We start from the raw sequence: 23340 nt of genomic DNA, 5'->3' as shown, positions 1-23340 counted from the left end.
CGGGGGCGCGGCCTTGGTTCCGGCTCCAGCCTACTCCCGAACCCCTCGGGGCCCGGGTGACGAAACCGCTGGTCAGACCGGTGGCCCGGCCGGGTAGTCCGGTCGCTGGGCCGAGTTGACCTGGCGGTAGATCTCCGACTGGAACCACTGGGGTCGGGGCACCCTCTGAAGGACCATGCCCTCCTGTTCGGACGCCGACTGAATGGACAACGTTCCGTACCGCATGATCCGTTCCCACAGGGAGATGTTGAACGAAACGTCGTTCACTCTGGTGAGCGGCATGTCGCGGCCCTGTTTGGAGATGATGCCGTCGCGCATCATGAGCCGCCGGTTGGTGAGGATGTAGACGGTGGTCGACCACTTGAGCATGGGGACGAACCAGAAGGCCAGCGCGGCGACGACCCCGACGGCCACCACGATGCCCCCGGCGATGAGGCTCCAGTCCTCACTCCAGGGGATGAAGAACAGCGCCGTACCCGCCACCGCGATGATGACGAACAGCATCACGAACTCACCCGCGAGGACGGTCCAGTGTTGCCGTGCGACGTAGACGAGTTCCTCGTCGTCGGAGAGATAACGGTCCGCGATAGCCATACCGGTGATAATGACACAAGCTTCCGCGCCACGGGAGACGCCGAATGGTCCCTGTGGACAACTCTCCGTGACCTAATCGCCGGGGCGCACGTGGACCACGTCGCCCACGTTCAGCGCCTTCTCCCCGGTCGGTCCGGCCACCACCAGCCTGGCCTGGTCGTCCACCCGGGCGGCGGTGCCCTCCAACAGGCGGTCTCCGGGCAGGTGGACCCGGACCGCGCGGCCCAGGGTGACGCACATGAGGCGATACTCGTCGGCCAGCCCACTGGCCTCTGCGTCCCCTGAGGCGTCGACCCAGGCGGTGTAGCGCTCCTCGAACGCGGCCAAGACGGCCCGCAGCAGTTCGTCGCGCCCCACTCCACCCGCGCCCTCGGCCCGTAGCGAGGTGGCGGTCTCCACGGGCAGCTCGGCCCGCCCCTGGGAGACGTTGAGGCCCATGCCCACCACCACCCCCATCCGGTCGGGGTCGGAGAAGTCGGCCTCGGCGAGGATCCCGGCGAGCTTGCCGTCCCGTTCCTCCCCCGGAACCAGGACGTCGTTGGGCCACTTCAGCGCGGCCGGCACCCCGCTCACCTCTCGCACGGCGACGACGGCGGCCACCCCCATCAACGGGGACACCCAACCCAGGCGTTCCGAGGGGACGGACGGCCGCACCAACAGCGAGAAGGTGAGGGCCACCCGCTCCGGGGTGGTGAACCCGCGCCCCAGTCGGCCCTTCCCCGCGGTCTGGTGCTCGGTCACCAGCACGGTCCCCTCGGGGGCCCCGTCCTTGGAGCGGATGGCCAGGTCGGTGTTGGTGGACCCGGCCTCGGGCACCACTTCCACACTCCGCCAGAGCCCCCCGGGACGCACGATGGCGTCGGTGAGAGCGGTCTGGTCCAGAGCGGGGATCTCGTCGCTGTGTTCGCCGGTCATAGCCCCATTACAGCAGCGCCGGAATCTCCGATGGAAACACCTTCGCCTCGTGAGGGCACAGGTTAGGCTGAAACCACCACATCGGTGATCGTGCGCCGCTACGTTCAGCTACTGGAGGTGTCGCGACACATGGCCATCGCGGAAGCGGAGTCGGAGAGCGCGGTCGACATGCCGTCTCACTGGGAAGTCGTGTTGCGTGCCTGGGAAGAGCTGGACCTGCCCGAAGGTTGGCGGGCCGAGATCATCGAAGGCGCGATCAGCATCATGACTCCCCCCAAGGACGAGCACGCACGCATCATCGCCTTGATCAACAAATGGATCATCAAGGAGATCCTGCGTGAAGGCAGTGCCATCGGTGAAGCCGAGGTACACCAGAACATCGATGTCCGGGTACCGATGCGCAGCGGTCTCTACATTCCCGATCTGGTCGTACTCCCCGGTTCCATCATGATGCGGAGCGCCGAGCACTCGGCCGAGGACGCGTTGCTGCTGGTCGAGGTGACCTCCCAGAGCACCGCGAAGATGGATCGTAAGCCCAAGCTCTGGGGTTACGCGCATGCCGGGGTGCCCTTGTACCTCTTGGTGGATCGCTGGGATCCGGACGGTGGTGGCGGCGAGATCACGCTCTTCTCCGATCCGGAGAACGGCCGCTACACGAGCATCACCAAGGTGCCCTTCGGTAAGGAACTCCTCCTTCCCGCCCCCTTCGACCTGACGCTGGACACGGGCGAGTTCCCCCTCTGACACGTGATCGGGCCCCGTACCCACGAGGGGTGCGGGGCCCGAGTCCGGTCGAGGGCCGATCAGCCGGTGTTCTGGAGGCCGGCGGCCACGCCGTTGACGGACAGCAGGAGCAGCCGCTCCAGGTGCTGGCCGTCCTGTTCCGACAGGGAGTCCGCCTCCTCGCCGCGCAGCGCCTCAAGGGCCCGCAACTGTAGGTGGCTGAGCGCGTCCACGTACGGGTTGCGCAGATCCACGGCGCGGGACAGGATCGCGCGGTTCTCCAGCAGACGGCTATGCCCGGTCACTCGCAGGACGAGGCTTCGGGTCAGGTCGTACTCGGCCAGCACCTTCTCGGTGAGCTCGGGACGGCCGCCCAGCGCCAGGTACCGCTCCGCGATGGTGCGGTCGGTCTTGGCCAGGCTCATCTCCGCGTTGTCCAGCAACGACGCGAACATCGGCCACTCCCGGTAGGCGGCCTGGAGGGTGGGCAGGTCGTCGATGGCGGCCAGGCCGGTGCCGAGCCCGTACCAACCGGGCAGGTTGACGCGGGTCTGGGTCCAGGCGAACACCCACGGGATGGCCCGCAGGTCGTCCAGGCCCTTGGCCGCCCCACGCCGGGAGGGACGCGACCCGAGTCGCAGCTCTCCCAGTTCCTCCAACGGGCTCACCTGGGAGAACCACACCGCGAACTCCTCGGTGCCGATCAGCTCCAGGTAGGCGTCCTGGGCTGCGGTGGCGATGGTGTCGGCGTGGGGACGGAAACGCTCGGCGGCGGCGCGTTCGCGTTCCTGCACCTCGTCGGTGGAGGCCATCAGGACGGCGTGGCCGACCTGTTCGATGTGGCGACGGGCGATGGCGGACTGCCCGTAGCGGGCGAAGATGACCTCTCCCTGTTCGGTGACCTTGAACCGGCCGTCCACCGAGCCCGGGGCCTGGGCGAGCAGGGCGCGGCTGGCCGGGCCGCCGCCACGGCCCAGGGAACCGCCCCGACCGTGGAAGAGGGTCAGGCGTACGTCCTGCTCGCGGGCCCACGTGGCCAGGCGGGCCTGGGTGTCGTACAGGCGCAGGGTCGCGCTGACCGGGCCGACGTCCTTGGCGGAGTCGCTGTAGCCGAGCATGACCTCCAGACGACGGTCGTTGTCGACCAGCCGCTGCCGCACCTGGGGCAGGTCGAGCATGCCGGCCAGGACGTGGGGCGAGGCCTCCAGGTCGGCACCGGTCTCGAACAGCGGGATGACGTCCAGGACCGGCACCCGCTTGGGCGGCAGGGCATAGGTCGCCAGCTTGTACACGGCCTCGATGTCCTCGGCCGTACGGGTGAAGCTGACGATGTAGCGACGGCAGGCCTCCACACCGAAGCGCTCCTGGATCCAGGAGATGGTGCGCAGGGTGGCCAGCACCTCCTCGGTGCGTTCGGAGAGCGTGCCGCCCGCCTCCAGTTCGGCGAGCGCGGCCGCGTGCACCTCGCTGTGCTGACGGATCTCCAGTTCGGCCAGGTGGAAACCGAAGGTCTCGGCCTGCCACACCACGTGCTGGAGTTCGCCGTAGGCCTGTCGTACGGCCCCGGCGGCGACCAGGGATTCCTGCACCAGGCGCAGGTCGGCGAGGAACGCTTCGGCGCCGGGGTAGGCGAGGTCGGCGTCGCGTTCGCGCGTGGCACGCAGCCGTGCGGTGGCCAGGAGCAGCAACTGGCGGTGGGGTTCGTTGGGCGAACGCTTCTCGACCTCGGCCATCAGCGACGGGTAGGCGGCCTTGGCCTCGGCGAGGGTGTCGAGCAGGCCCCGGTCGGCGGGGGTGAGGTTGGAGTAGACGGTGAGGGTGCGTCCCACCTGTTCGCAGGCCTTCTCCAGGGCACGGAGGACGTGTTCGGACTGGATGGTGATGGCTTCCCGGGTCACCTCGTGGGTGACGAACGGGTTGCCGTCACGGTCGCCGCCGATCCAGCTGCCGTAACGAACGAAGGGGGTGGCCCGGGGTGCGCGGGTGCCGGTGCCCTCGGGGTCGATGGCGGCGTCCAGGGTCCGATACACCTGCGGGATGGTGGAGAAGATCGTCTCGTCGAAGGCGGCCAGGGCGGTGCGCACCTCGTCCAGCGGGTCGAGCTTGGTGTAGCGAAGCTGCGAGGTGCGCCAGAGAAGGTCGATCTCCTCCAGAAGGCGACGGTGCGCCTCGCCCGCCGCGGTGCTGCCCTCGTGGGCGCCGTGCCAGGCGTCCAGTTCGGAGCTGACCCGCAGGATGGAGGTGGACACGGCGCGGCGTCGCGCCTCGGTGGGATGGGCGGTGAGGACCGGGTGGAACTCCATGCCCGCGACCAGCTCGGCGAGCCGTTCCTCGCCGCCGTCGCCCGCACGGATGGCGCGCACCGCGGCGGCCAGGGACTCGTGGGGCGGGTTCGCGGCGTCGTCGCGCTCGCGCAGGGCGCGCATGCGCTGGTGTTCCTCCGCCAGGTTGGCGAGGTGGAAGTAGACCGTGAACGCGCGGGCGACCTGCTTGGCGCGTTCCAGCGGCCAGGCACCGACGATCGCGGTGATCTCCTCGGTGGTGACGGAGCCGTCGCGGGCCCCGATCACGGCGTGGCGGAGTTTCTCGACATCGGCGAGCAGTTCCTCACCGCCGCTTTCGGCGAGGACCGTTCCGAGCATCTCGCCGAGCAATTTGACGTCATTCCTGAGCTGCTCGGGTACTTCCTGCCGGGCACTGTCACGTTCTGCGCTAACCGCTGTCATGTGGCCGACGATACCGAGATCACCCCTGCACACACACGGTCGGGGGTGTGTTCGCGCTCGCTTTGCCATCGCGTTAACAATTGTGCCGAGGGCGGGCGAATTCACAGCGGCTCACGCATTTTTCGGTATATCGGACGGCTTTCCCGCCCTTCCCGGCCCGACGCGCCCTCCTGGCTCCGAGTCCACCCGGACCCCCCGACCCGACAAGTAAGCAAGGGGCACCTTCGGGCCCACGGGATCCCCGGAGCTACCCTGAGCAGTTATGGCCACCGAAGCCCCTGAACCGCTCTCCGCTTCCGAGATCGACATACACACGACCGCCGGCAAGCTCGCGGACCTGCAACGACGTAGGTACGAAGCCGTGCACGCCGGGTCCCGACGGGCTGTCGAAAAACAGCACGCGAAGGGCAAGATGACCGCGCGCGAGCGGATCGACGCACTGCTCGATCCCGGCTCGTTCGTGGAGTTCGACGCCCTGGCCCGCCACCGCTCGACCAACTTCGGGTTGGACGCCGACCGCCCCTACGGCGACGGCGTCGTGACCGGGCACGGAACCGTGGACGGGCGCCCGATCGCGGTGTTCAGCCAGGACGTCACCGTCTTCGGTGGGTCACTGGGCGAGGTCTACGGTGAGAAGATCTGTAAAGCCCTCGACCACGCCCTCACCAACGGGTGCCCCGTGGTGGGCATCAACGAGGGTGGCGGCGCCCGCATCCAGGAGGGTGTGGTCGCGCTCGGGCTGTACGCCGAGATCTTCAAGCGCAACACCCACGCCTCAGGGGTGATCCCGCAGATCTCCCTGATCATGGGGGCCACCGCGGGCGGACACGTGTACTCGCCGGCCCTGACCGACTTCGTGGTGATGGTCGACAAGACCTCCCAGATGTTCATCACCGGACCCGACGTGATCAAGACCGTCACCGGTGAGGACGTGTCCATGGAGGAGCTGGGCGGCGCCGCCACCCACTCCGGCACGTCGGGCGTGGCCCACTACATGGGCGCCGACGAACAAGACGCCATCGACTACGTCAAGACGCTCCTGTCGCACCTGCCGGACAACAACCTTGAGGACCCGCCGAGTCTGGCCCCCGAGGAGGACCTCGGTGAAGAGGTCACCGACGGCGACCTGGCCCTGGACACCTTCATCCCGGACTCGGCCAACCAGCCCTACGACATCAAGCGGGTCATCGAGGCCGTCCTGGACGACGGTGACTTCCTGGAGGTGCACGAGCGCTTCGCGACCAACATCGTGGTGGGCTACGGCCGGGTGGACGGACGGTCCGTCGGTATCGTCGCCAACCAGCCGATGAGCTTCGCGGGTTGTCTGAACATCGACGCCTCCGAGAAGGCCGCCCGGTTCGTACGCACCTGTGACGCCTTCAACGTCCCGGTGTTGACCTTCGTGGACGTGCCCGGCTTCCTGCCCGGCACCGACCAGGAATGGGACGGCATCATCCGTCGTGGCGCCAAGCTCCTGTACGCCTACGCCGAGGCCACGGTCCCCCTGATCACGGTGATCACCCGCAAGGCCTTCGGCGGCGCCTACGACGTGATGGGCTCCAAGCACCTGGGCGCGGACATCAACCTGGCCTGGCCCACCGCGCAGATCGCGGTCATGGGCGCCCAGGGCGCGGTGAACATCCTGCACCGGCGCACCCTGGCCGGGGCCGAGGACGTCGAGGCCGAGCGGACCCGTCTGGTCGGCGAGTACGAGGACACCCTGTTGAACCCGTACGCGGCGGCCGAGCGCGGCTACGTCGACGGAGTCATCATGCCCTCCGAGACGCGGACCCAGATCGCCAAGGCGCTCAAGGCGCTGCGCAACAAGCGCAAGCAGCTTCCGCCCAAGAAGCACGGGAACATTCCGCTGTGAGCGCGCCGAACCCGTCATCGGACAGACCACCGCACCTGGTCGTGGTGCGCGGTGAACCCTCCGCCGAGGAGCTCGCCGCGCTCACGGCCGTGCTCACCGCCCGCGCGGCGGCGGCCCGTGCCGCGGCCGAGAAGGGCGAACCCGCGCGGTCCACGTCCGGATGGCGCGACCGATCACGCGGTATGCGTACCCCCTTGCGCCCCGGCCCCGGCGCCTGGCGCATGAGCACGAGATGAGCTTTGCCGTGCTCCTTCGTTCCCTAGACTCTTCGTTGAGCGGTCGGCGCGTGATCCGCTCCGCGCCCCAGCTGGAGGTTTTCCCATCGTGCGCAAAGTACTGATCGCCAATCGTGGTGAGATCGCCGTACGCATCGCCCGCGCCTGCCGTGACGCCGGCATCGAGAGCGTGGCCGTCTACGCCGAACCCGACCTGGACGCCCTGCACGTCAAGATCGCCGACCAGGCCCACTCGTTGGGCGGGTCCACCCCGGCCGACTCCTACCTGGCCATCGACAAACTCCTGGCCATCGCCGCCACCGCCGGCGCCGACGCCGTGCACCCCGGATACGGGTTCCTGGCCGAGAACGCCGAGTTCGCCCAGGCCGTCATCGACGCCGGCCTGACCTGGATCGGTCCGCCCCCGGCGGCGATCACCGCGCTGGGCGACAAGGTCCAGGCCCGCCACATCGCGCAGAAGGTCGGCGCCCCTCTGGTGGCCGGCACCCCCGACCCGGTCACCTCGGCCGAGGAGGTCGTGGCCTTCGCCCGAGAGCACGGGCTGCCGATCGCGATCAAGGCCGCCTTCGGCGGTGGCGGGCGCGGACTGAAGGTGGCCTACACCCTGGAAGAGGTCCCCGACGCCTACGAGTCGGCCGTGCGCGAGGCGGTGACGGCGTTCGGGCGTGGTGAGTGCTTCGTGGAGCGCTACCTGGACAAGCCCCGGCACGTGGAGACCCAGTGTCTGGCCGACGCCCACGGCAACGTCGTGGTGGTCTCCACCCGCGACTGCTCGCTGCAGCGCCGCCACCAGAAACTGGTGGAGGAGGCCCCCGCGCCGTTCCTCGATCAGGATCAGATGGAACGCCTGTACGCCTCCTCCAAGGCCATCCTCAAGGAGGCCGGGTACGTGGGCGCGGGCACCTGTGAGTTCCTGGTCGGTGTCGACGGCACCATCTCCTTCCTGGAGGTCAACACCCGTCTGCAGGTCGAGCACCCCGTCACCGAAGAGGTGACCGGTATCGACCTGGTGCGGGAGATGTTCCGCGTCGCCGACGGCGAGGAACTGGGTTATGACGACCCGGCCGTGCGCGGCCACTCCTTGGAGTTTCGGATCAACGCCGAGGACCCGGGCCGGGGCTTCATGCCGGCCCCGGGCACCATCACCGAGCTGTCCCTGCCCACCGGCCCGGGGGTGCGGGTGGACACCGGTTGCGAGGCCGGGTTCACCGTCCCGCAGGCCTTCGACTCGATGGTGGCCAAGCTGATCGTGACCGGCCGCACCCGCGCCGAGGCGTTGCAGCGCTCCAGGCGGGCGTTGGCCGAGTTCACCGTCGGTGGGATGCCCACCGTGATCCCCTTCCACCAGGCCGTGGTGACCGACGAGGCGTTCGCCCCCGCCGACCCCGACCAGGAGTTCGGGGTCTACACCCGCTGGATCGAGACCGAGTTCGAGAACACGATCACCCCGTGGGAGGGCGAGGCGGGTTCCGCCGAGCCGGCCGAGCGGGAGACCGTGACCGTGGAGGTCGGCGGTAAGCGCGTGGAGGTGGTCCTGCCCGCTTCCCTGGGCGTGGCCGCCGCCCCCGCCACCGATGGCAGGAGGAAGCGCGCCCCCCGTAAGGGCGGCGGCGCGGCGGTGGTCAGTGGTGACGCGTTGGTCTCACCGATGCAGGGCACCGTGGTCAAGGTCGTGGCCGAGGAGGGCGCCCAGGTCGCCGAGGGTGACACGGTGGTGGTCATCGAGGCCATGAAGATGGAGCAGCCGTTGAGCGCGCACAAGGCCGGTGCGGTGACCGGGTTGAAGGTCGCCCCGGGCGAGACCGTGGGCAACGGCGCCATCATCTGCGAGATCAAGGACGCCTGAGCGTCGGTTCGTTCCAGGGGCGTCGCGGGCGGGTCCCGCGGCGCCCCTGCGCCGTCCGGGCCCTTCGGGGTGATCCTCATCGCCTTCGAAAGCGGGAAGATCCAGCACAGCAAGGCTTCCGGGTCGAGGTGCGACAGAAATCGTTCGAGGGCGTATGGAAAACATAAGGAAACCGGACTAGTGTTCTCGATCGTGACGAACATCTGGGGACTGACACGAAGGTGGCACATCGACCTGTGCCGCTTCGCCAGCCACGCGTGTAGCTAGGTCCACGCGCGCCCGTCCGGGCTGCGCGCCGCCACGCCTTCCCCGTCGTCACCATCCTTTCCGGTGACACCCACCCGTTTCCCCTAGCCGGAGTCCTCGTACGCCCGCACACCATGGCGTGCCCTCGTTCCGGCATCTCGCTTGGAGCCACTTCCGTGTCCACTCAGACCGACCAGGTCAAGCAGAGGCGGCGCTTTCCGCTTCCGTCCTTCGGAGTCCAGGTCCTCCTCGGCCTCGTCCTCGGCCTCGCCCTCGGTGTGGTCGCCCTCCAGATCGGACCGGTGGGCGACGGTGAGCCGAACTGGCTCGCCACCACCCTGGAGACCATCGGCAGCACCTTCGTCACCCTGCTGCGCACGATCGTGCCGCCGCTGATCGTCCTCGCCGTCATCTCCTCCATCGCCAACCTGCGCAACGTCACCAACGCCGCGCGTCTGGCCTGGAAGACCCTTCTGTGGTTCGCGATCACCGCGCTGGTCTCGGTCGCCATCGCCATCGCCCTCGGGCTGGCGATCCGTCCCGGCCTCAACAGCGCCGTGGACGACTCCAACCTGGCCGAACCGTCCAGCCACGGTTCCTGGCTCGCGTTCATCGAGAGCCTGGTGCCGGCCAACTTCCTGGGTCTGGCCGCCGAGACCAACGCCGACGACCTGAGCACCTCCCTCAGCTTCAACGCCCTGCAGCTGATCGTCATCGCGGTCGTGCTGGGCATCGCCGCCATCAAGGTCGGCAAGCCGGCCGAGCCCTTCATCAACTTCACCGAGTCGACCCTGCAGGTCGTGCTCAAGGCGCTGTGGTGGGTCATCCGCCTGGCCCCGATCGGCACCGTGGGTCTGCTGGGCAACGCCGTCTACAGCTACGGCTGGACCACCATCGGCGCACTCGGCAAGTTCACGATCACCATCTACGTCGGCCTGGCGCTGGTGCTGTTCGTCGTCTACCCGCTGGTCGCCCTGGTCAACGGGCTCTCGCCCGCCAAGTACTTCTCCGGGGTGTGGCCCGCGGTCCAGCTGGGCTTCGTGTCCCGCTCCTCGATGGGCACCATGCCCGTCACCCAGCGGGTCACCGAGCAGAACCTGGGCGTGCCCCGCTACTACTCGGCGTTCGCGGTGCCGTTCGGCGCGACCACCAAGATGGACGGTTGCGCCGCGATCTACCCGGCGATCTCGGCGATCTTCGTCGCCCAGTTCTTCGGGATCGATCTGGCGTTCACCGACTACCTGCTGATCGTGTTCGTCTCGGTCATCGGTTCGGCCGCGACCGCGGGCACCACCGGCGCCACGGTCATGCTCACCCTGACCCTGTCCACGGTGGGCCTGCCCCTGGAGGGCGTGGGTCTGCTGCTGGCCGTCGACCCGATCCTGGACATGGGGCGCACCGCGACCAACGTCGCCGGTCAGGCCCTGATCCCGGCCGTCGTCTCCAAGCGCGAGGGCATCCTCGACCTTGTCCGCTACAACGCCCCCCGGGGTTCCACCGGCTTCGTCCCGCTGGACGAGCCGGGCACCCTGTCCGCCGAGGAGCGGTCCGCCGAGGCGGAGGAGCGCGACCCCGAGGCCGAACGCGCCACCGCCGGTACGAGCGCGAAGAGCTAGCCCTCGCGCACGAACCGATCAAGAGGCCCGTCGGAAGTGTTCCGACGGGCCTCTTCGCGTCGGGTACCCGTGTGACCTGGCGACCTCGATGGAGAAACCGCGCACATCGGCCCGTCTTCGGGAACTGAGCGGGTCTCCTGTTCGTCACCGTGGATAAGGGAGGCGAGAGGAACGAAATGTCGCACCGCTTGGTAAGAACCACAGTGCTGACCGCCGGACTCGCGGCGGCGGTGATGACCGCGGCGGCGATGCCCGCCGCGGCCGACACCGAGATCGAGGCACCCACCACCCAGGAGATCGTCGAGGAGCTGGAGGGCGACGGTGTCTTCATCGACCCGTCCATCGAGCAGATCTCCACCGCCGACGAGGGAGCCCTGGAAGCCGCGGCAGAGGCCGCGGACTCCCCCGTCTACTACGTGATCCTGCCCTTCGAGGCCGCCACTTCCGAGGCCGGGGTCAACACGCTCATGGCCCCCGTCATGTCCGAGGTCGGTGACGGCGCCTACGGGATCCTGGGCGGTAGCGACCACTTCTACGTGACCTCCCCGAACCTGGACGACACCGAGGCGATCCGGGAGACCGCGCTCAACGATGGCGGCAACCAGATCGACACCCTCGCCGCGGTGCCACAGGCCGTGGAGACCACCGAGGCCCCGGCCGAGGCGCCCGGAGGTGGCGGTTCCGGTCTGGTGATGCTGGTCATCCTCGCACTGGTCGTCGCGGCCGGCGGCTGGTACGTGTACAAGAGCCGGCAAAAGCGCGAGGCCGAGAAGGCCAAGCAGCTCCAGGAGATCAAGCAGATGGCCACCGAGGACGTCGTACGCCTCGGCGAGGACGTCGCCCGACTGGAGATCGACCTCTCGGCGGTGGACGAAGCGACCCGCAACGACTACTCGCGGGCCATGGACTCCTACGACCAGGCCAAGTCGCTGCTGGACACCATCCAGGAGCCGGAGCAGATCAAGGCGGTCACCGGCGCTTTGGAGGACGGCCGGTACTACATGACGGCCACCCGGGCCCGGATGAACGGCGACCCGGTACCCGCGCGACGCGGCCCCTGCTTCTTCAACCCACAGCACGGCCCGTCCAGCGAGGACGTCACCTGGGCACCGCCCGGTGGCTCTCCCCGTTCGGTCACCGCGTGCCCCGTGTGCGCCCAGGCGGTGCGCACCGGAGGACAGCCGGACGTGCGCATGGTGGAGGTCGACGGTGACCGTCGTCCCTACTACGAAGCCGGTCCGGCCTACGCCCCCTACGCGGGCGGCTACTTCGGCATGAACATGATGATGGGCATGTTCACCGGCATGATGATGGGCTCCATGATGGGGTCGATGATGGGCGCCGGGATGATGGGCGCGGGCATGGAGGACGCCGGTGGCGACCTCGGTGGCGGCGACTTCGACGGCGGTGGCGACTTCGGGGACTTCGGCGGCTTCGACTTCTGACGCCTGACGACGAACGAGGGCCTCGGGGAACGGTTCACACCGTCCCCGGGGCCCTTCGTCGTCTCATTCGGCGGGAACGAACGTCTCCGCCCGTTCGAGCACCCACCGGCGCACCGCCTCGGCGGTCTGCGCCGGGGGCGTACCCGTGGTGTCCAGCAGGGTCAGCGGCGCTTCGAGCCGGTCGGCCTCGGCCACCAGCCACTCCTGGTACTCCAGGGTCTCGTCGACACGTTCCCGGTCCCAGTCCCGCCAGGCCGGTCGGGACAGCAGCCGTCGGGTGAGGACCTGCGGGTCGCAGGTGAGCACCAGGTAGTGCACCCCGTCGAACAGGGCCCGCTCGGGCAGGTACTCCAACTCCGGTGGCGCCACCGTCCCGCACAGCACGACGGGCCGCCCGCTCTGTTGCACCATGGCGGCGGTACGCAGCCAGGTGGAACGGAACAGACGGTGGTCGTCGGCGGGGTCCCGTAGGCCGCCCACCCACAGCAGGTCCTGTTCGAGGACGACGAAACGGTCGCTCAACCCGGTCAGCAGGGCACGGGCCACGGTGGACTTCCCGGTCCCGCTGGGCCCGGCCACGCACAGCAACGGCAGCCGCTGGAAGGGCCGGGTGTGCCCGCAGGAGGCACAACGCAGCAGATGCGGTCCCGCGCTCGTGTCCGGCTCGGGATCCCAATCGCCGCAGTGTCCGCAGATCAAGGGGTGCATGGTCGACTCACCACCCGGATCAGTCGAAGAGCTGTTCCAGGAAACCCTTGCGCCGACGGCGGTAGGGCCGGGGCGAGTCACGGTAGCCGCGGTATCCACGTGGGGAGTCCGGTCGGTAACCACCCGGAGAGTCGGGGTAGGCACCTCGGCCGCGGCTCGGGCTGTAGGGGTCCGGGGGCGGTGGCATGGTCGGAGCGGACGGCGTGATGCCGTAATGGCGCTCTTCGGCGGTGACGATGCGCTCCAGTTCACCCCGGTCGAGGAAGATGCCCTGACAACCGTCGCAGCGGTCGATATGGACGCCTTGACGGTCGAAGGTGCGCATTGGACTTTGGCATTTCGGGCAGATCACGCCCGAAGGCTAGGAGGATTCCCGTCAAAAACGGTTAAAGACCTGACCGGAACCCGCCGTGTGTCCTGCACAGATCCACACGGCGGGCGGGTTCCGCGGTTACTCGGGCGAGGCCAGCATGAGGGAGCGGGCCGCCTCGGTGACGCTGCCGGACAGCGACGGGTACACGGAGAAGGTGTGCGCGATGTCGTCCACGGTCAGGCGCTGCTGGACCGCTATCGACACACCCAGGATGAGCTCACTGGCGCGCGGGCCCACGATGACGCCGCCCAGGACGATGCCGGTGTGCTGACGACAGATGAGCTTGACGAAGCCCTCCTTGACCTGGGTCATCTTGGCGCGCGGGTTGGTGTTGAGCGGCAGGGTCACGATCCGGCCGTCCACCCGACCACTGCGGATGTCGTCCTCGCTGATGCCCACCGCGGCCAGTTCGGGGTGGGTGAACACGGTGGAGGCGACGGTGGACAGCTGGAGCGGGGCCACGGCCTCGCCCAGGGCGTGCCACATCGCGATGCGTCCCTGCATCGCGGCGACGGACGCCAGCATGTTCACGCCGGTGCAGTCACCGGCGGCGTAGACACCGGGGACGGTGGTGCGGGAGACCCGGTCCACCTCGACGAAGCCGCCGTCGCCAAGACCGACCCCGGCCTCCTGCAGGCCCAGTCCGTCGGTGTTGGGGATCATGCCGACGGTCATGAGGCAGTGGCTGCCGTCGACCGTGCGACCGTCGGAGAGGGTGACGCGTACGCCGTCCTCGGTGCGTACCACCGACTCGGCGCGGGTCTGGCTGAGGACCGTCATGCCACGGCGGGCGAAGACGCCCTCCAACACCTGGGCGGCGTCGGAGTCCTGGGTGGGCATGACCAGCTTGCGCGAGGAGACGAGGGTGACGTCGGAGCCCAGCGCCTGGTAAGCACTGGCGAACTCGGCCCCGGTGACACCGGAACCGACCACGATGAGCCGCTCGGGAAGTTCCTCCAGGTCGTAGAGGTGGCGCCACGTGAGGATGCGTTCCCCGTCCGGCACCGCGGTGGGCAGCTCACGGGGGTGGGCTCCCGTGGCCAGCAGGATGACGTCGGCGCGGATGCGCTGGTCGCCGACGGCCACGATGTGCGGGTCGACCAGGCGGGCCTCGCCGACCAGGACGTCGACCCCCTCCTTGACCAGGCGCGCTCGGGTGTCCTCGGACTGGGCCCGGGCCAGGCGCTTGATCCGACCGTTCACGTGCCGGATGTCGACCTCGACCGCCTGCTCGCCCTCCGCGACCTCGGGGATGTTGATGCCCAGGAACGACGACTCGCGTACATAGGTCGTACGGGTGGAGGTGGCGATGAGGCTCTTGGAGGGAACGCAGTCGGTGAGGACGCAGGCGCCGCCGATGCCGTCGCGTTCCACCACCGTCACGTCCGCGCCGAGCTGCGCTGCGACCAATGCCGCCTCGTAGCCCCCGGGCCCGCCACCGATGATCACGACCTTCGTCACGCTGCCTCACTCCCTCTGCCGGTGATGCGCCATGCCCGTTCCCGGTCCGGGTGGACATTCGGGCACGACAGGCCACCACTAGGATTTATCGCTTTCCTCCATTGTCGGCCATACGGACCGCCGAAAACCGCAGGCGCCCCGCACGTCACCGCCCCGCACGCAGGTGGCCCCTCGTGTCCGAACCCACGACCTGCCCGGATGCGACGAACACCACCCGTGGGCACCAGGGGAGTTCACCAACGGTGACCGATTCGTTCGCCTCCGTTCCGACTCAGAACGCCCACCAGGCCGACACCACCACAGAGCGTTGCGTTCCGGAGTTATGTGATGACCCAGCGATAGCATCCGACTTGTGAGTGAATCAGAGCAACGGACGACCGGTGACGCGAAGGCGCTGGCGACGGAGGCGGCCAAGGAGCTGCTCACCCGGGCCGGCGCCGACAGTTTCGACGCCCTGGTGGTGCTCGGCTCCGGCTGGACCGGAGCGGTCGACACCCTGGGTTCGGCGGACATCGAGTTCGACGCCGTCGAACTACCCGGGTTCGTCGAACCCACCGCCGAGGGACACAGCGGACGCGTCCGCAGCATGTGGGTGGGCGACAAGCGCGTGGTCGCGTTCATGGGGCGGGTGCACATGTACGAGGGGCACGACGCGATGACGGTCGCGCACGCCGTGCGCACCGGCATCGCCGCCGGCGCCGAGGTGGTCGTGCTCACCGGATCATCCGGTTCCCTGCGCACCGACTTCGCGCCCGGGCAACCGGTGATCCTGCGCGACCACATCAACCTGACCGCGCGGTCGCCCCTGGTGGGCCCCGACTTCGTGGACATGAGCGCGGCCTACAGCACGCGACTGCGCGAGATCGCCCGCGAAGTGGACGCGTCACTGCCCGAAGGCGTGTACGTGGCGACCTCGGGTCCGCAGCTACAGACCCCGGCCGAACTCAAGATCCTGCGTCAGGCGGGCGCGGACGTGGTGGGGCGGTCGATCGCCCTGGAGACCGTCGCGGCCGTGGAGATGGGCGCCGAGGTCCTCGGGTTGACCATCGTCAGCAACGACGCGGCCGGCGCGGTGTTCGAGCCGTTCGAGGAGGGGAGGGCGCTGGAGATCGTCGAGCGGCGCTCCCACCGCCTCGGCGAACTCATCAACCGCGTCCTGACCTCCTTCTGAACCCCGCCGAACACGAGACGCCGAACATGGGAAAGGCCCGGTCGTGACCGGGCCCTCTCGTTTCGCGCCTCATACCAGAGGTGGGATTCAGGGCACCTCCGACCGGAACCGACGTGGTCGGTACCGGCGTGGCGAGCGTACACCCCGAGGCCATGGGGTGGACGGTACCGACCTTGGTTCCGGTCGGAGGTGGTGCTTTCCCCGGTGTGCCGCCGCGCGGGATCCCCGCAGACCCCGTTGGACTCGCGACGAGCGACACCTCTTACTTCCCATTATTCGGTTGAACCGCGCGCGTGCCTTGGAAAGAAGGTCCGGGTGGGTGGCCATCCGCGCGAAGCCCGCCCACCCGGAACACTCTCCCTTAGGCATGCCTAACCTAACCAGAACTTCCAGGTGCGCGTCAACCCCGAATTCGGCGAAGACGGAACCCGGCCGCCCGCCGTGCGGGGACCGGGTTCGATCCGGGGAAAGCGTGACTCAGGTCAGCAGCAGGACCGCCACGAGCTGCACCACGGCGGCCACCCCGACCACGATCACCTCCAAGGGGACCATCGTCTGCGGTCGGTCCTCGGCGCCCAACGCGGCGGGGCCCTCCTCGGCGACCACCTTGATGGGTCCGGGCAGCGGACGCGCCTTGTACCGCTCGGCGTCCTGGCGCAGGTCCCGCGCGATCAGTTCCACCGGGCGCATCTTGGTGGGATCCTCGTCCTCGCCCGAATCCAGGTAGCCGGAGTCCCGGCGCAGGTTCTCCCGGACCTTGGCCCGCTTGGTCTCCCGCAGCGGCCAGGAACGGAACTCGCCCTCGGGCGTGTGCACCCGCAGCACGTCCACGACGTCCACCCACACCACGGACGCCCAGGGCACGAACGTCTCCCGCAACGGGTTGACCATCCTGATCCCCCGTGGGGTGGAGACCACCCGAGGGCGCAGCCAGGCCAGGTAGACGCACGCGACGGTCAGCAGCAGGACCGAACCGGCGATCCAGGCCATCCGGTCGCTGCCCCGCAGCACCAGGTCCACCAACAGCAGGGCCGCGATGACGATCCACACGATCGCCATCACCCGAGAGGAGGTGGAGGCGTGGGTGACGGTGGCGCCCCGGGCGCCGTCTCTACCCGATGTCATCAGTTCGTCGCCCACTTCAACTGCGCGAACCCCGGCTTGATGATCCCGTTGATCAGCGACAACCGCTCGTCGAAGGGCAGGAACGCCGACTTCATGGCGTTGACCGTGAACCACTGCAAGTCGTCCCAGCCGTAGCCGAACGCCTCGCTGAGCTTGGCGAACTCCTCCGACAGGGTGACGCCGCTCTGGAGCCGGTTGTCGGTGTTGACGGTGACCCGGAAGCGCAGGTCGCGCAGCAGCCCGATCGGGTGTTCGGCGATGGAATCGGCGGCACCGGTCTGGATGTTGGAGCTCGGGCACATCTCCAGCGGCACCCGCTTGTCCCGCACGTACTGGGCCAACCGGCCCAGGCGCGGGGCACCGTTCTCCTCGACGGTGATGTCGTCGATGATGCGCACGCCATGGCCGAGACGGTCACAGCCGCACCACTGGAGCGCCTCCCAGATGGAGGGCAACCCGAACGCCTCACCGGCGTGGATGGTGAAGTGGAAGTTCTCCCGACGCAGGTACTCGAACGCGTCCAGGTGTCGGGTGGGCGGGTTGCCGGCCTCCGCCCCCGCGATGTCGAAACCGGACACGCCCTGGTCGCGGTAGCGGACCGCCAACTCGGCGATCTCCGAGGAGCGCGCCGCGTGCCGCATCGCGGTCACCAGCTGCCCGGTGCGGATGTCGTTCCCGGCGTCGGCCGCACGCTTGCGCCCCAGGTCCAGCCCCTCCTGGACGGCCTCGACGACCTCCTCCAGGCTGAGCCCGGCCTCCAGGTGCTGTTCGGGAGCGTAGCGCTGCTCGGCGTAGACCACGCCGTCGGCGGCCAGGTCCTCGGCCGCCTCCGCGGCGACCCGCACCAGGGACTCACGGGTCTGCATGACCGCCGTGGTGTGGGCGAAGGTCTCCAGGTACCGCTCCAGCGAACCGGAGTCGGAGGCCTCCCGGAACCAGTGGCCCAGTTCCTCCGCGTCGTAGGTGGGCAGTCCCTTGTAGCCCGTCTCGCGGGCGAGTTCCACCACCGTGGACGGACGAAGACCGCCATCGAGGTGGTCGTGGAGGAGCACCTTCGGCGCCCTCCGGATCTGTTCGACAGTCAGTGGCTGATTCATCTCATCAGGATGCCACTGGGAGGTGAGCGCACCCGACGGGGCGGCACGAAGTTGCCGAGAATCCGGCAGAAGCCACCGGTCGGGTACTGGTCAGGCGAGCGCCTCTCGGTCCGCGTGCACGCCCTCGCGGGTGATGTCCCACAGCGCGGTGAGCGCGGTGGTGACCATGAAGCGGGTGCCCACGCCGATGGCGCGCTCGTCGACGTCGAAGGTGCCCCGATGCAGATCGAGCATGGGACCGTCCCAGTCCGGGGAGTGGGTGCCCAGCCGGGCCAACGCACCGGGAGCGTGCTCCAGGTACCAGGCGAAGTCCTCCCCGCCCAGGCTCTGCGCGGTGGGGGCGACCGCGTCGGGGCCCAGTGCCAGGGTGACGGCCTCGCGCATGATGTCGACGCTGGTGGCCTCGTTGATGGTGGGCGGCACTCCACGACGGTAGGTGACCTCGGTGTCGGCTCCGTAGGCGGACGCCACCGACTCCACCAGCCCCTTGACGATGTCGGGGGCCTGGTGCCAGGCCTCGTCGTCCAGGCAGCGCACGGTGCCCTCGGCCACGGCGTCGTCGGGGATGACGTTGGGGGCCGAACCGGCGCTGATGCGGCCCCAGACCAGGCTGAACCCGGCCCGTGGGTCGATGCGTCGGGACAGCACCGCGGGAAGTTCGGTGACCACCTTGCCCAGGGCGTAGACCAGGTCGGAGGTCAGGTGCGGACGGGCGGTGTGGCCGCCCGGTCCGGACAGGCGGACCAGGAGTTGGTCACAGGCGGCGGTGATGCCACCCGTGCGCAGCCCCACCCTGCCGACCATCAGCCGGGGGTCGCAGTGCAGGGCGAAGACGCGCTGTACGTCCTCCATCCCGCCGGCGTTGACCACCTCCACCGCCCCGCCGGGCAGCTCCTCGGCGGGCTGGAAGAGGAGCCGCACTCGGCCGGGCAGCGCACCCGCACGGGCCTGCTGGGCGAGGAAGATCCCCGTGGCCAGCAGGACCGTGGTGTGCACGTCGTGTCCGCAGGCGTGCGCGGCGCCCGGGACGGTGGAGCGGTAGGGGACGTCCTTCTCGTCCGCCAGGGGGAGGGCGTCGATGTCGGCGCGAAGGGCGACCAGGGGGCCGGGGCCCTCACCGACGTCACAGATCAGACCGGTGCCCTGGGGCAGTTCCTTGGGTTCCAGACCGACCGCGCGAAGACGTTCGGCGAGACGACCCGTGGTGCGGTGCTCGGCGAACGCGAGCTCCGGGTGCATGTGCAGGTCCCGGCGGAAGCCCGTGAGCTCCCGTTCATGGCGCGCCAGAAAAGCGGTCAACTGTTCCGGCAGGTCACGTCCCCGCATGGAGGGTCCCCTCTATTACTTCACACGTCGTTATCGTGCGCCGGCTCCGTCACCGACGCCGACCGTGGCACGGGTGGGGTCCGCGTCGAACTCGCCGGCCAGCAGGTCCACGACGTCCTGGAGCGAGCCTCCCTGGGAGACGACCGCACGCTGGCGTTCGTAGGAGGCGCCCTTGTCCAGGATCTCGGAGATCAGGTCCAGGTCCTCCGCGCAGCCCAGGCGGGCGGCGACCGGGGTCAACTCGCGGACCAGCTCGTACAGGTCGTCCCGGATCGGGACGGTGGTTCCGTACGAGTCCGTGATGACACGAGCGTCGAGTCCGTAACGGGTGGCCCGCCACTTGTTGTCGTTCACCACCCAGGACGGCGGGCTGGGCAAGCCGTACCCGCGGTCGAGCTGGTGATCGAACAACTCCACCAGGCTCTGGGAGAGAGCGGCGGCCATTCCCACCTCGCGCAAGGTGGGAATCCCGTCGAACATCCGGATCTCGATGGTGCCGAAGTCCGGGTGCGGACGGATGTCCCACCACACTTCCTTGATAGAGGCGATGGTACCTGCCTTGAGAAGGGTTTCGAGGTATTCCTCGAAAGCCGGCCAACCAGGGAGGTTGGGCGGCGGACCGGAGGTGGGGAGGGCACCGAAGACAATGGACCGCGCGGAGGCCAGTCCCGTGTCATATCCACCCCAGAATGGGGACGAAGCACTCAAAGCAAGAAAATGAGGGATGTACTTCGTGAGCGCGTTCACGATCGGAATGGCCTTCTCCTGGCCGCGCACCCCGACGTGCACATGAACGCCACAGGTGAGGATGCGCCGGGCCAACCACTGCATCTGCTCCACCAGCTCGCCGTAGCGCTCGCCCGGACTGAGCGACTGGTCCTGCCAGTGGTCCATCGGATGCGTGCCCGAACACGTCAGGACGGCGCCACGGGGCTCCAGCACCTCACGCATCCGGCCGACGTTGCGGGCGAGGTCGCGCTTGGCCTCCTCCACCGTCTCGCAGATCCCCGTCACCACCTCGATCTGGGACTGCATGAGTTCGTGGCGCAGCGGGGGTACCGCCGCGTCGGCACTGAGGTCCGGGAGTTCCGCGAGGAGTTCCCGCGCCTCCTGACGCAGGTGGCGACTGTTCCGATCGACGATCTGGAGTTCCCACTCCACGCCTAACGTCGCACGTTCGGATGACTTGAATGCGATTCCCATCTGCCCTCCGCAAGGTGTGGACGACCCTTCGGCCGTCTCACCGCTCAGCCCGGCGCACCGATTCGACCGGGACACGGGAGGACTACCCACCGTAAGCGTCGCGCATACGGACTTCAGGGCCAATAAACGGAGGAAATCACCCGCCGGAACCCTTTTTCACGGGCTTCCCATCCCGCCCGCGTCGCATTACCGAAGCCACTCCGATCGCGGTGGCGCCCGCCCCCATCAGCGACAATCCGTAGGCGAGGGTCCGACGGGCCCATCGACGCTCGGCCAGTGCCTTCTCGCTCGGGCGCAGCACCGGGGTCGGTCGTGTCCAATCCACCCCGGTCTCGTCCGGGCTCGGCAGCGAACCCGTGTACGGCGGCGGTATCGGCAGCCAGGTCGCCGTCCACGCCGCGCTGAACATCACCACGCGCATGACCAGGTTGATCCAGACCAGCAACCCCACCAGGACCGCGAAGGACGCGTACACCGGGTTGGCGAGCGTTCCGGCCAGCAGCGTCGCCGCCAGGGTCTTGAGCACCTCGAACCCGACCGCGCCCAGCAGAGCGCCCCGCCACATCATCCGGGTCGGCCGCCCCGTCCCCGACAACAGCGTGAACACCAGCAGGAACAGGCAGGTGTTCACGGCGATGGCGATCACCAACGCCAGGGCCCGCAACAGGAGGTTGGCCGGCAACGACTCGTCCAGGTCCACCAGGGACAACAACCAGACCGTCGCGGTCTGCATGACGCTGGTGAAGGCCACGGTGAACAGCAACGCCATGCCGAGCCCGAGCATCACCAGCAGATCGCCCAGCTTGCGCAGCACGGCGTTGGGGCCCTGTTTGACGCTCTTCAGCCAGATCGAGTGCAGCGCCTCGCGCAACGCCGCGACCGAGTTCAGCCCCGCGTACAGCAGACCGAGCGCCCCGATCACACTCGCGCCCACACGGGCGTCCGCGATCTGATCCATGGGCAGCTGCCGGGACAACCCCGGCAGCACCTCGTCGAGCGCGCCCTCCAGGTAGTGGGTGAGCTCCACCTGGCGAGCCGCCAGGAAACCCACGACCGCGAAGGCCAACGCCAACAGCGGGAAGAAGGACAGGAACGCGAAGTAGGTGACAGCGCCGGCCAACTGGTTGCCGTTGCGGTCCGTGTAACGCTCGCCGGCCCGCACCAGGTGGTCGAAGGCCGGAGATCGGTGCCGCAACCCCCAGTAGGCGTCCATCGCCATGTTCCGGTAGCGACCGGCCATGTCCTTGGCCCGATCCAAGACGCCGGCCATCGTCCTCCCTGTGTCCTGCCGGGCCTCCGCCGGCGCTTTGGCGTGTTCGGGCGCCCGAACGGAAGACCCCGTGATCCCCGGTGGATTCGCAACCCTAGCCTTGCCCCGGCCGACAAGGGAAAACCCCCCGCCCGGGCGGTACCGAACGCACGGCAGACTTGGACCCTGGATCAGCGGAGGCGACGGAGGTCGGGACGTGGGTGTCACCGGGGCGCGGTTGCGCGCGGTGTTGGGCGCGGGCGAGGGCGGCCCGGTCGGGACGTGGCCGGAGGCCGCGCCCGGGCCCACCGCGCTGACGGCCGGGTTCGTGAAGTGGTTCGGTGTCGAACCCTCCGGGCTCTGGCGCGCGCCGGGACGTGTGGCGTTGATGGGCGAGCACAACGCCGCCGTCGGAGGGCCCGCCCTGTTCGTCGCCCTTCCGTGGGGGATCACCGCGGCGATCGATGTCTCCGACGACGGTCGCACGCGAACGGCGACGCCCAACGGCCCGCTGAGCGATCGGCACCGGGCCACGCGTGAGGTGGCGGCCGTCGCGGCCTCCGCGCGCGCCTGTGGCCGGCTGGGCGACGGTCAGGGGATCCGGGTGATGTTCGGCGCGGATCTACCCGCGCACGCCTCCCTCGGACACTCCGCGGCGCTGGGCGCCGCCGTGACCCTGGCGCTGGCGGACCTGTCCGGGTCCGACCCGACCGAGGAGGTACCGGTGTCCAGGCGCGTGTGCCTGGACGCCGAGGCCGGTCGGGTCGTCCGGGTGAACCAGGGCAGCGGCCGCACCGCGCTCTTCCCCTTCGACCTGGCCGCGGCCGACCTGCGCCTGGTCGTCGTCGACACCGGCGCACTCCCCCGGCGCGACCTCAGGCCGGTCCGTGCCGCCGAACTGTCCCGGGCCCAGGAACTCCTGGGTCCGCTTCGGGCGATCCAGGACCTGCGGGCGACCCTGCGCAGGATCCAGAACCCCGTGCTGCGCGACCGGGTGGAGTTCGCCGTCACCGAGACCCACCGGCTCAACGCGGCGGTCGGACTGCTGCGGACCGACCGGTTCGGCGAGGTCGGTCCGATCCTGTCCTCGTCCCACCTGTCCCTGCGCAAGTTCGACCTGCCGCTGCCGGCGGTGGAGGTGGCCGTGGAGGCCGCCGCGCTCGCGGGCGCCCGCGGTGCCCGGATGACCGGCTGGGCGGGAACCTGCTTCGCCCTGGTCCCGTCCGATCGGGTGGCGGACGTCACCCACGGGGTGATCGAAGCGTTCCGCCGCAGAGGCCGTCCCGAACCCCGTGTACGGGTGGCCGTGCCTTCGGAGGGCGCTCGCAGGGTGGCCTGATCCCGATCTCCGGGAGAGGTCGCCCCCTCTTTCCACTCTTAACCGGGATCGAAGCGAACCGGAATACT

General features: G+C 69.1%; 19 protein-coding genes. 8 read left to right on the top strand and 11 right to left on the bottom strand.

Going from position 1 to position 23340, the window contains the following annotated elements; genetic code table 11:
- Nucleotides 1-72: 72 nt before the first annotated feature.
- Together ACWGSK_RS04185 and ACWGSK_RS04180 are read right to left on the bottom strand one after the other, a co-directional pair.
- Nucleotides 73-594: a PH domain-containing protein gene (locus ACWGSK_RS04185; RefSeq protein ID WP_358510299.1), complete on the bottom strand. Its 522-nt coding sequence runs from the start codon at nucleotides 592-594 to the stop codon at nucleotides 73-75.
- Nucleotides 595-666: 72 nt separating this feature from the next.
- Nucleotides 667-1509, bottom strand: a complete 843-nt coding sequence (locus tag ACWGSK_RS04180) for a biotin--[acetyl-CoA-carboxylase] ligase (RefSeq protein ID WP_358510302.1) — start codon at nucleotides 1507-1509, stop codon at nucleotides 667-669.
- Between the two features lie 129 nt (nucleotides 1510-1638).
- Between ACWGSK_RS04180 and ACWGSK_RS04175 the strand changes: the two genes are divergently transcribed.
- Nucleotides 1639-2253: a Uma2 family endonuclease gene (locus tag ACWGSK_RS04175; RefSeq protein WP_452455218.1), complete on the top strand. Its 615-nt coding sequence runs from the start codon at nucleotides 1639-1641 to the stop codon at nucleotides 2251-2253.
- Between the two features lie 59 nt (nucleotides 2254-2312).
- On the opposite strand, the gene ACWGSK_RS04170 is transcribed toward ACWGSK_RS04175, so the two are convergent.
- The gene (locus ACWGSK_RS04170; protein ID WP_452455217.1) at nucleotides 2313-4958 is read right to left on the bottom strand and encodes a phosphoenolpyruvate carboxylase; all 2646 of its coding nucleotides are present in this window, start codon (nucleotides 4956-4958) and stop codon (nucleotides 2313-2315) included.
- A 262-nt stretch (nucleotides 4959-5220) separates the two neighbouring features.
- On the opposite strand from ACWGSK_RS04170, the gene ACWGSK_RS04165 reads away from it, so the two are divergent.
- The 5 genes from ACWGSK_RS04165 to ACWGSK_RS04145 all read left to right on the top strand — a co-directional run bounded on the left by ACWGSK_RS04165 (nucleotide 5221) and on the right by ACWGSK_RS04145 (nucleotide 12220).
- A complete protein-coding gene (locus tag ACWGSK_RS04165; RefSeq protein ID WP_358510308.1) occupies nucleotides 5221-6831 on the top strand; it encodes an acyl-CoA carboxylase subunit beta in 1611 nt (536 codons plus the stop codon).
- Entirely contained in the window at nucleotides 6828-7067 is a 240-nt protein-coding gene (locus tag ACWGSK_RS04160; RefSeq protein ID WP_358510311.1) for an acyl-CoA carboxylase subunit epsilon, read from the top strand. The genes ACWGSK_RS04165 and ACWGSK_RS04160 overlap by 4 nt, the downstream gene beginning before the upstream one ends.
- A gap of 88 nt (nucleotides 7068-7155) precedes the next feature.
- The gene (locus tag ACWGSK_RS04155) at nucleotides 7156-8913 is read left to right on the top strand and encodes an acetyl/propionyl/methylcrotonyl-CoA carboxylase subunit alpha (RefSeq protein ID WP_358510314.1); all 1758 of its coding nucleotides are present in this window, start codon (nucleotides 7156-7158) and stop codon (nucleotides 8911-8913) included.
- Nucleotides 8914-9335: 422 nt separating this feature from the next.
- Nucleotides 9336-10775: a dicarboxylate/amino acid:cation symporter gene (locus ACWGSK_RS04150; protein WP_358510317.1), complete on the top strand. Its 1440-nt coding sequence runs from the start codon at nucleotides 9336-9338 to the stop codon at nucleotides 10773-10775.
- Between the two features lie 203 nt (nucleotides 10776-10978).
- The gene (locus ACWGSK_RS04145) at nucleotides 10979-12220 is read left to right on the top strand and encodes a chemotaxis protein CheA (RefSeq protein ID WP_358510464.1); all 1242 of its coding nucleotides are present in this window, start codon (nucleotides 10979-10981) and stop codon (nucleotides 12218-12220) included.
- A 63-nt stretch (nucleotides 12221-12283) separates the two neighbouring features.
- Here ACWGSK_RS04145 and ACWGSK_RS04140 read toward each other — a convergent pair whose 3' ends face one another.
- From ACWGSK_RS04140 to ACWGSK_RS04130, 3 genes are all read right to left on the bottom strand, one after another.
- Entirely contained in the window at nucleotides 12284-12928 is a 645-nt protein-coding gene (locus ACWGSK_RS04140; RefSeq protein WP_358510320.1) for an AAA family ATPase, read from the bottom strand.
- A gap of 19 nt (nucleotides 12929-12947) precedes the next feature.
- The gene (locus ACWGSK_RS04135) at nucleotides 12948-13280 is read right to left on the bottom strand and encodes a TFIIB-type zinc ribbon-containing protein (RefSeq protein ID WP_358510323.1); all 333 of its coding nucleotides are present in this window, start codon (nucleotides 13278-13280) and stop codon (nucleotides 12948-12950) included.
- Nucleotides 13281-13379: 99 nt separating this feature from the next.
- Nucleotides 13380-14762, bottom strand: coding sequence for an NAD(P)H-quinone dehydrogenase (locus tag ACWGSK_RS04130; RefSeq protein WP_358510326.1), 1383 nt, complete (start codon nucleotides 14760-14762; stop codon nucleotides 13380-13382).
- Nucleotides 14763-15114: 352 nt separating this feature from the next.
- Here ACWGSK_RS04130 and ACWGSK_RS04125 point away from each other — a divergent pair, with 352 nt between their 5' ends.
- Nucleotides 15115-15933, top strand: a complete 819-nt coding sequence (locus ACWGSK_RS04125; protein ID WP_358510329.1) for a purine-nucleoside phosphorylase — start codon at nucleotides 15115-15117, stop codon at nucleotides 15931-15933.
- A 477-nt stretch (nucleotides 15934-16410) separates the two neighbouring features.
- Here ACWGSK_RS04125 and ACWGSK_RS04120 read toward each other — a convergent pair whose 3' ends face one another.
- From ACWGSK_RS04120 to ACWGSK_RS04100, 5 genes are all read right to left on the bottom strand, one after another.
- Nucleotides 16411-17058: a PH domain-containing protein gene (locus tag ACWGSK_RS04120; protein WP_358510332.1), complete on the bottom strand. Its 648-nt coding sequence runs from the start codon at nucleotides 17056-17058 to the stop codon at nucleotides 16411-16413.
- Nucleotides 17058-18155 (bottom strand): adenosine deaminase, encoded by a 1098-nt coding sequence (locus ACWGSK_RS04115; RefSeq protein WP_358510335.1) that lies wholly within the window; start codon nucleotides 18153-18155, stop codon nucleotides 17058-17060. The genes ACWGSK_RS04120 and ACWGSK_RS04115 overlap by 1 nt, the downstream gene beginning before the upstream one ends.
- 90 nt (nucleotides 18156-18245) lie before the next feature.
- Nucleotides 18246-19481, bottom strand: coding sequence for a M20 family metallopeptidase (locus ACWGSK_RS04110; RefSeq protein ID WP_358510337.1), 1236 nt, complete (start codon nucleotides 19479-19481; stop codon nucleotides 18246-18248).
- A gap of 30 nt (nucleotides 19482-19511) precedes the next feature.
- Nucleotides 19512-20684: a glutamate--cysteine ligase gene (locus ACWGSK_RS04105; protein WP_358510340.1), complete on the bottom strand. Its 1173-nt coding sequence runs from the start codon at nucleotides 20682-20684 to the stop codon at nucleotides 19512-19514.
- Nucleotides 20685-20820: 136 nt separating this feature from the next.
- Nucleotides 20821-21954, bottom strand: coding sequence for a YihY/virulence factor BrkB family protein (locus tag ACWGSK_RS04100; RefSeq protein ID WP_358510343.1), 1134 nt, complete (start codon nucleotides 21952-21954; stop codon nucleotides 20821-20823).
- Nucleotides 21955-22150: 196 nt separating this feature from the next.
- On the opposite strand from ACWGSK_RS04100, the gene ACWGSK_RS04095 reads away from it, so the two are divergent.
- Entirely contained in the window at nucleotides 22151-23272 is a 1122-nt protein-coding gene (locus ACWGSK_RS04095; RefSeq protein WP_452455216.1) for a galactokinase family protein, read from the top strand.
- Nucleotides 23273-23340: the final 68 nt, after the last annotated feature.

The sequence above is a fragment of the Nocardiopsis sp. NPDC055551 genome (assembly GCF_053619415.1).
The sequence above is the reverse complement of the archived record's forward strand: the minus strand, read 5'-3'. Positions and strand labels throughout refer to the sequence as shown.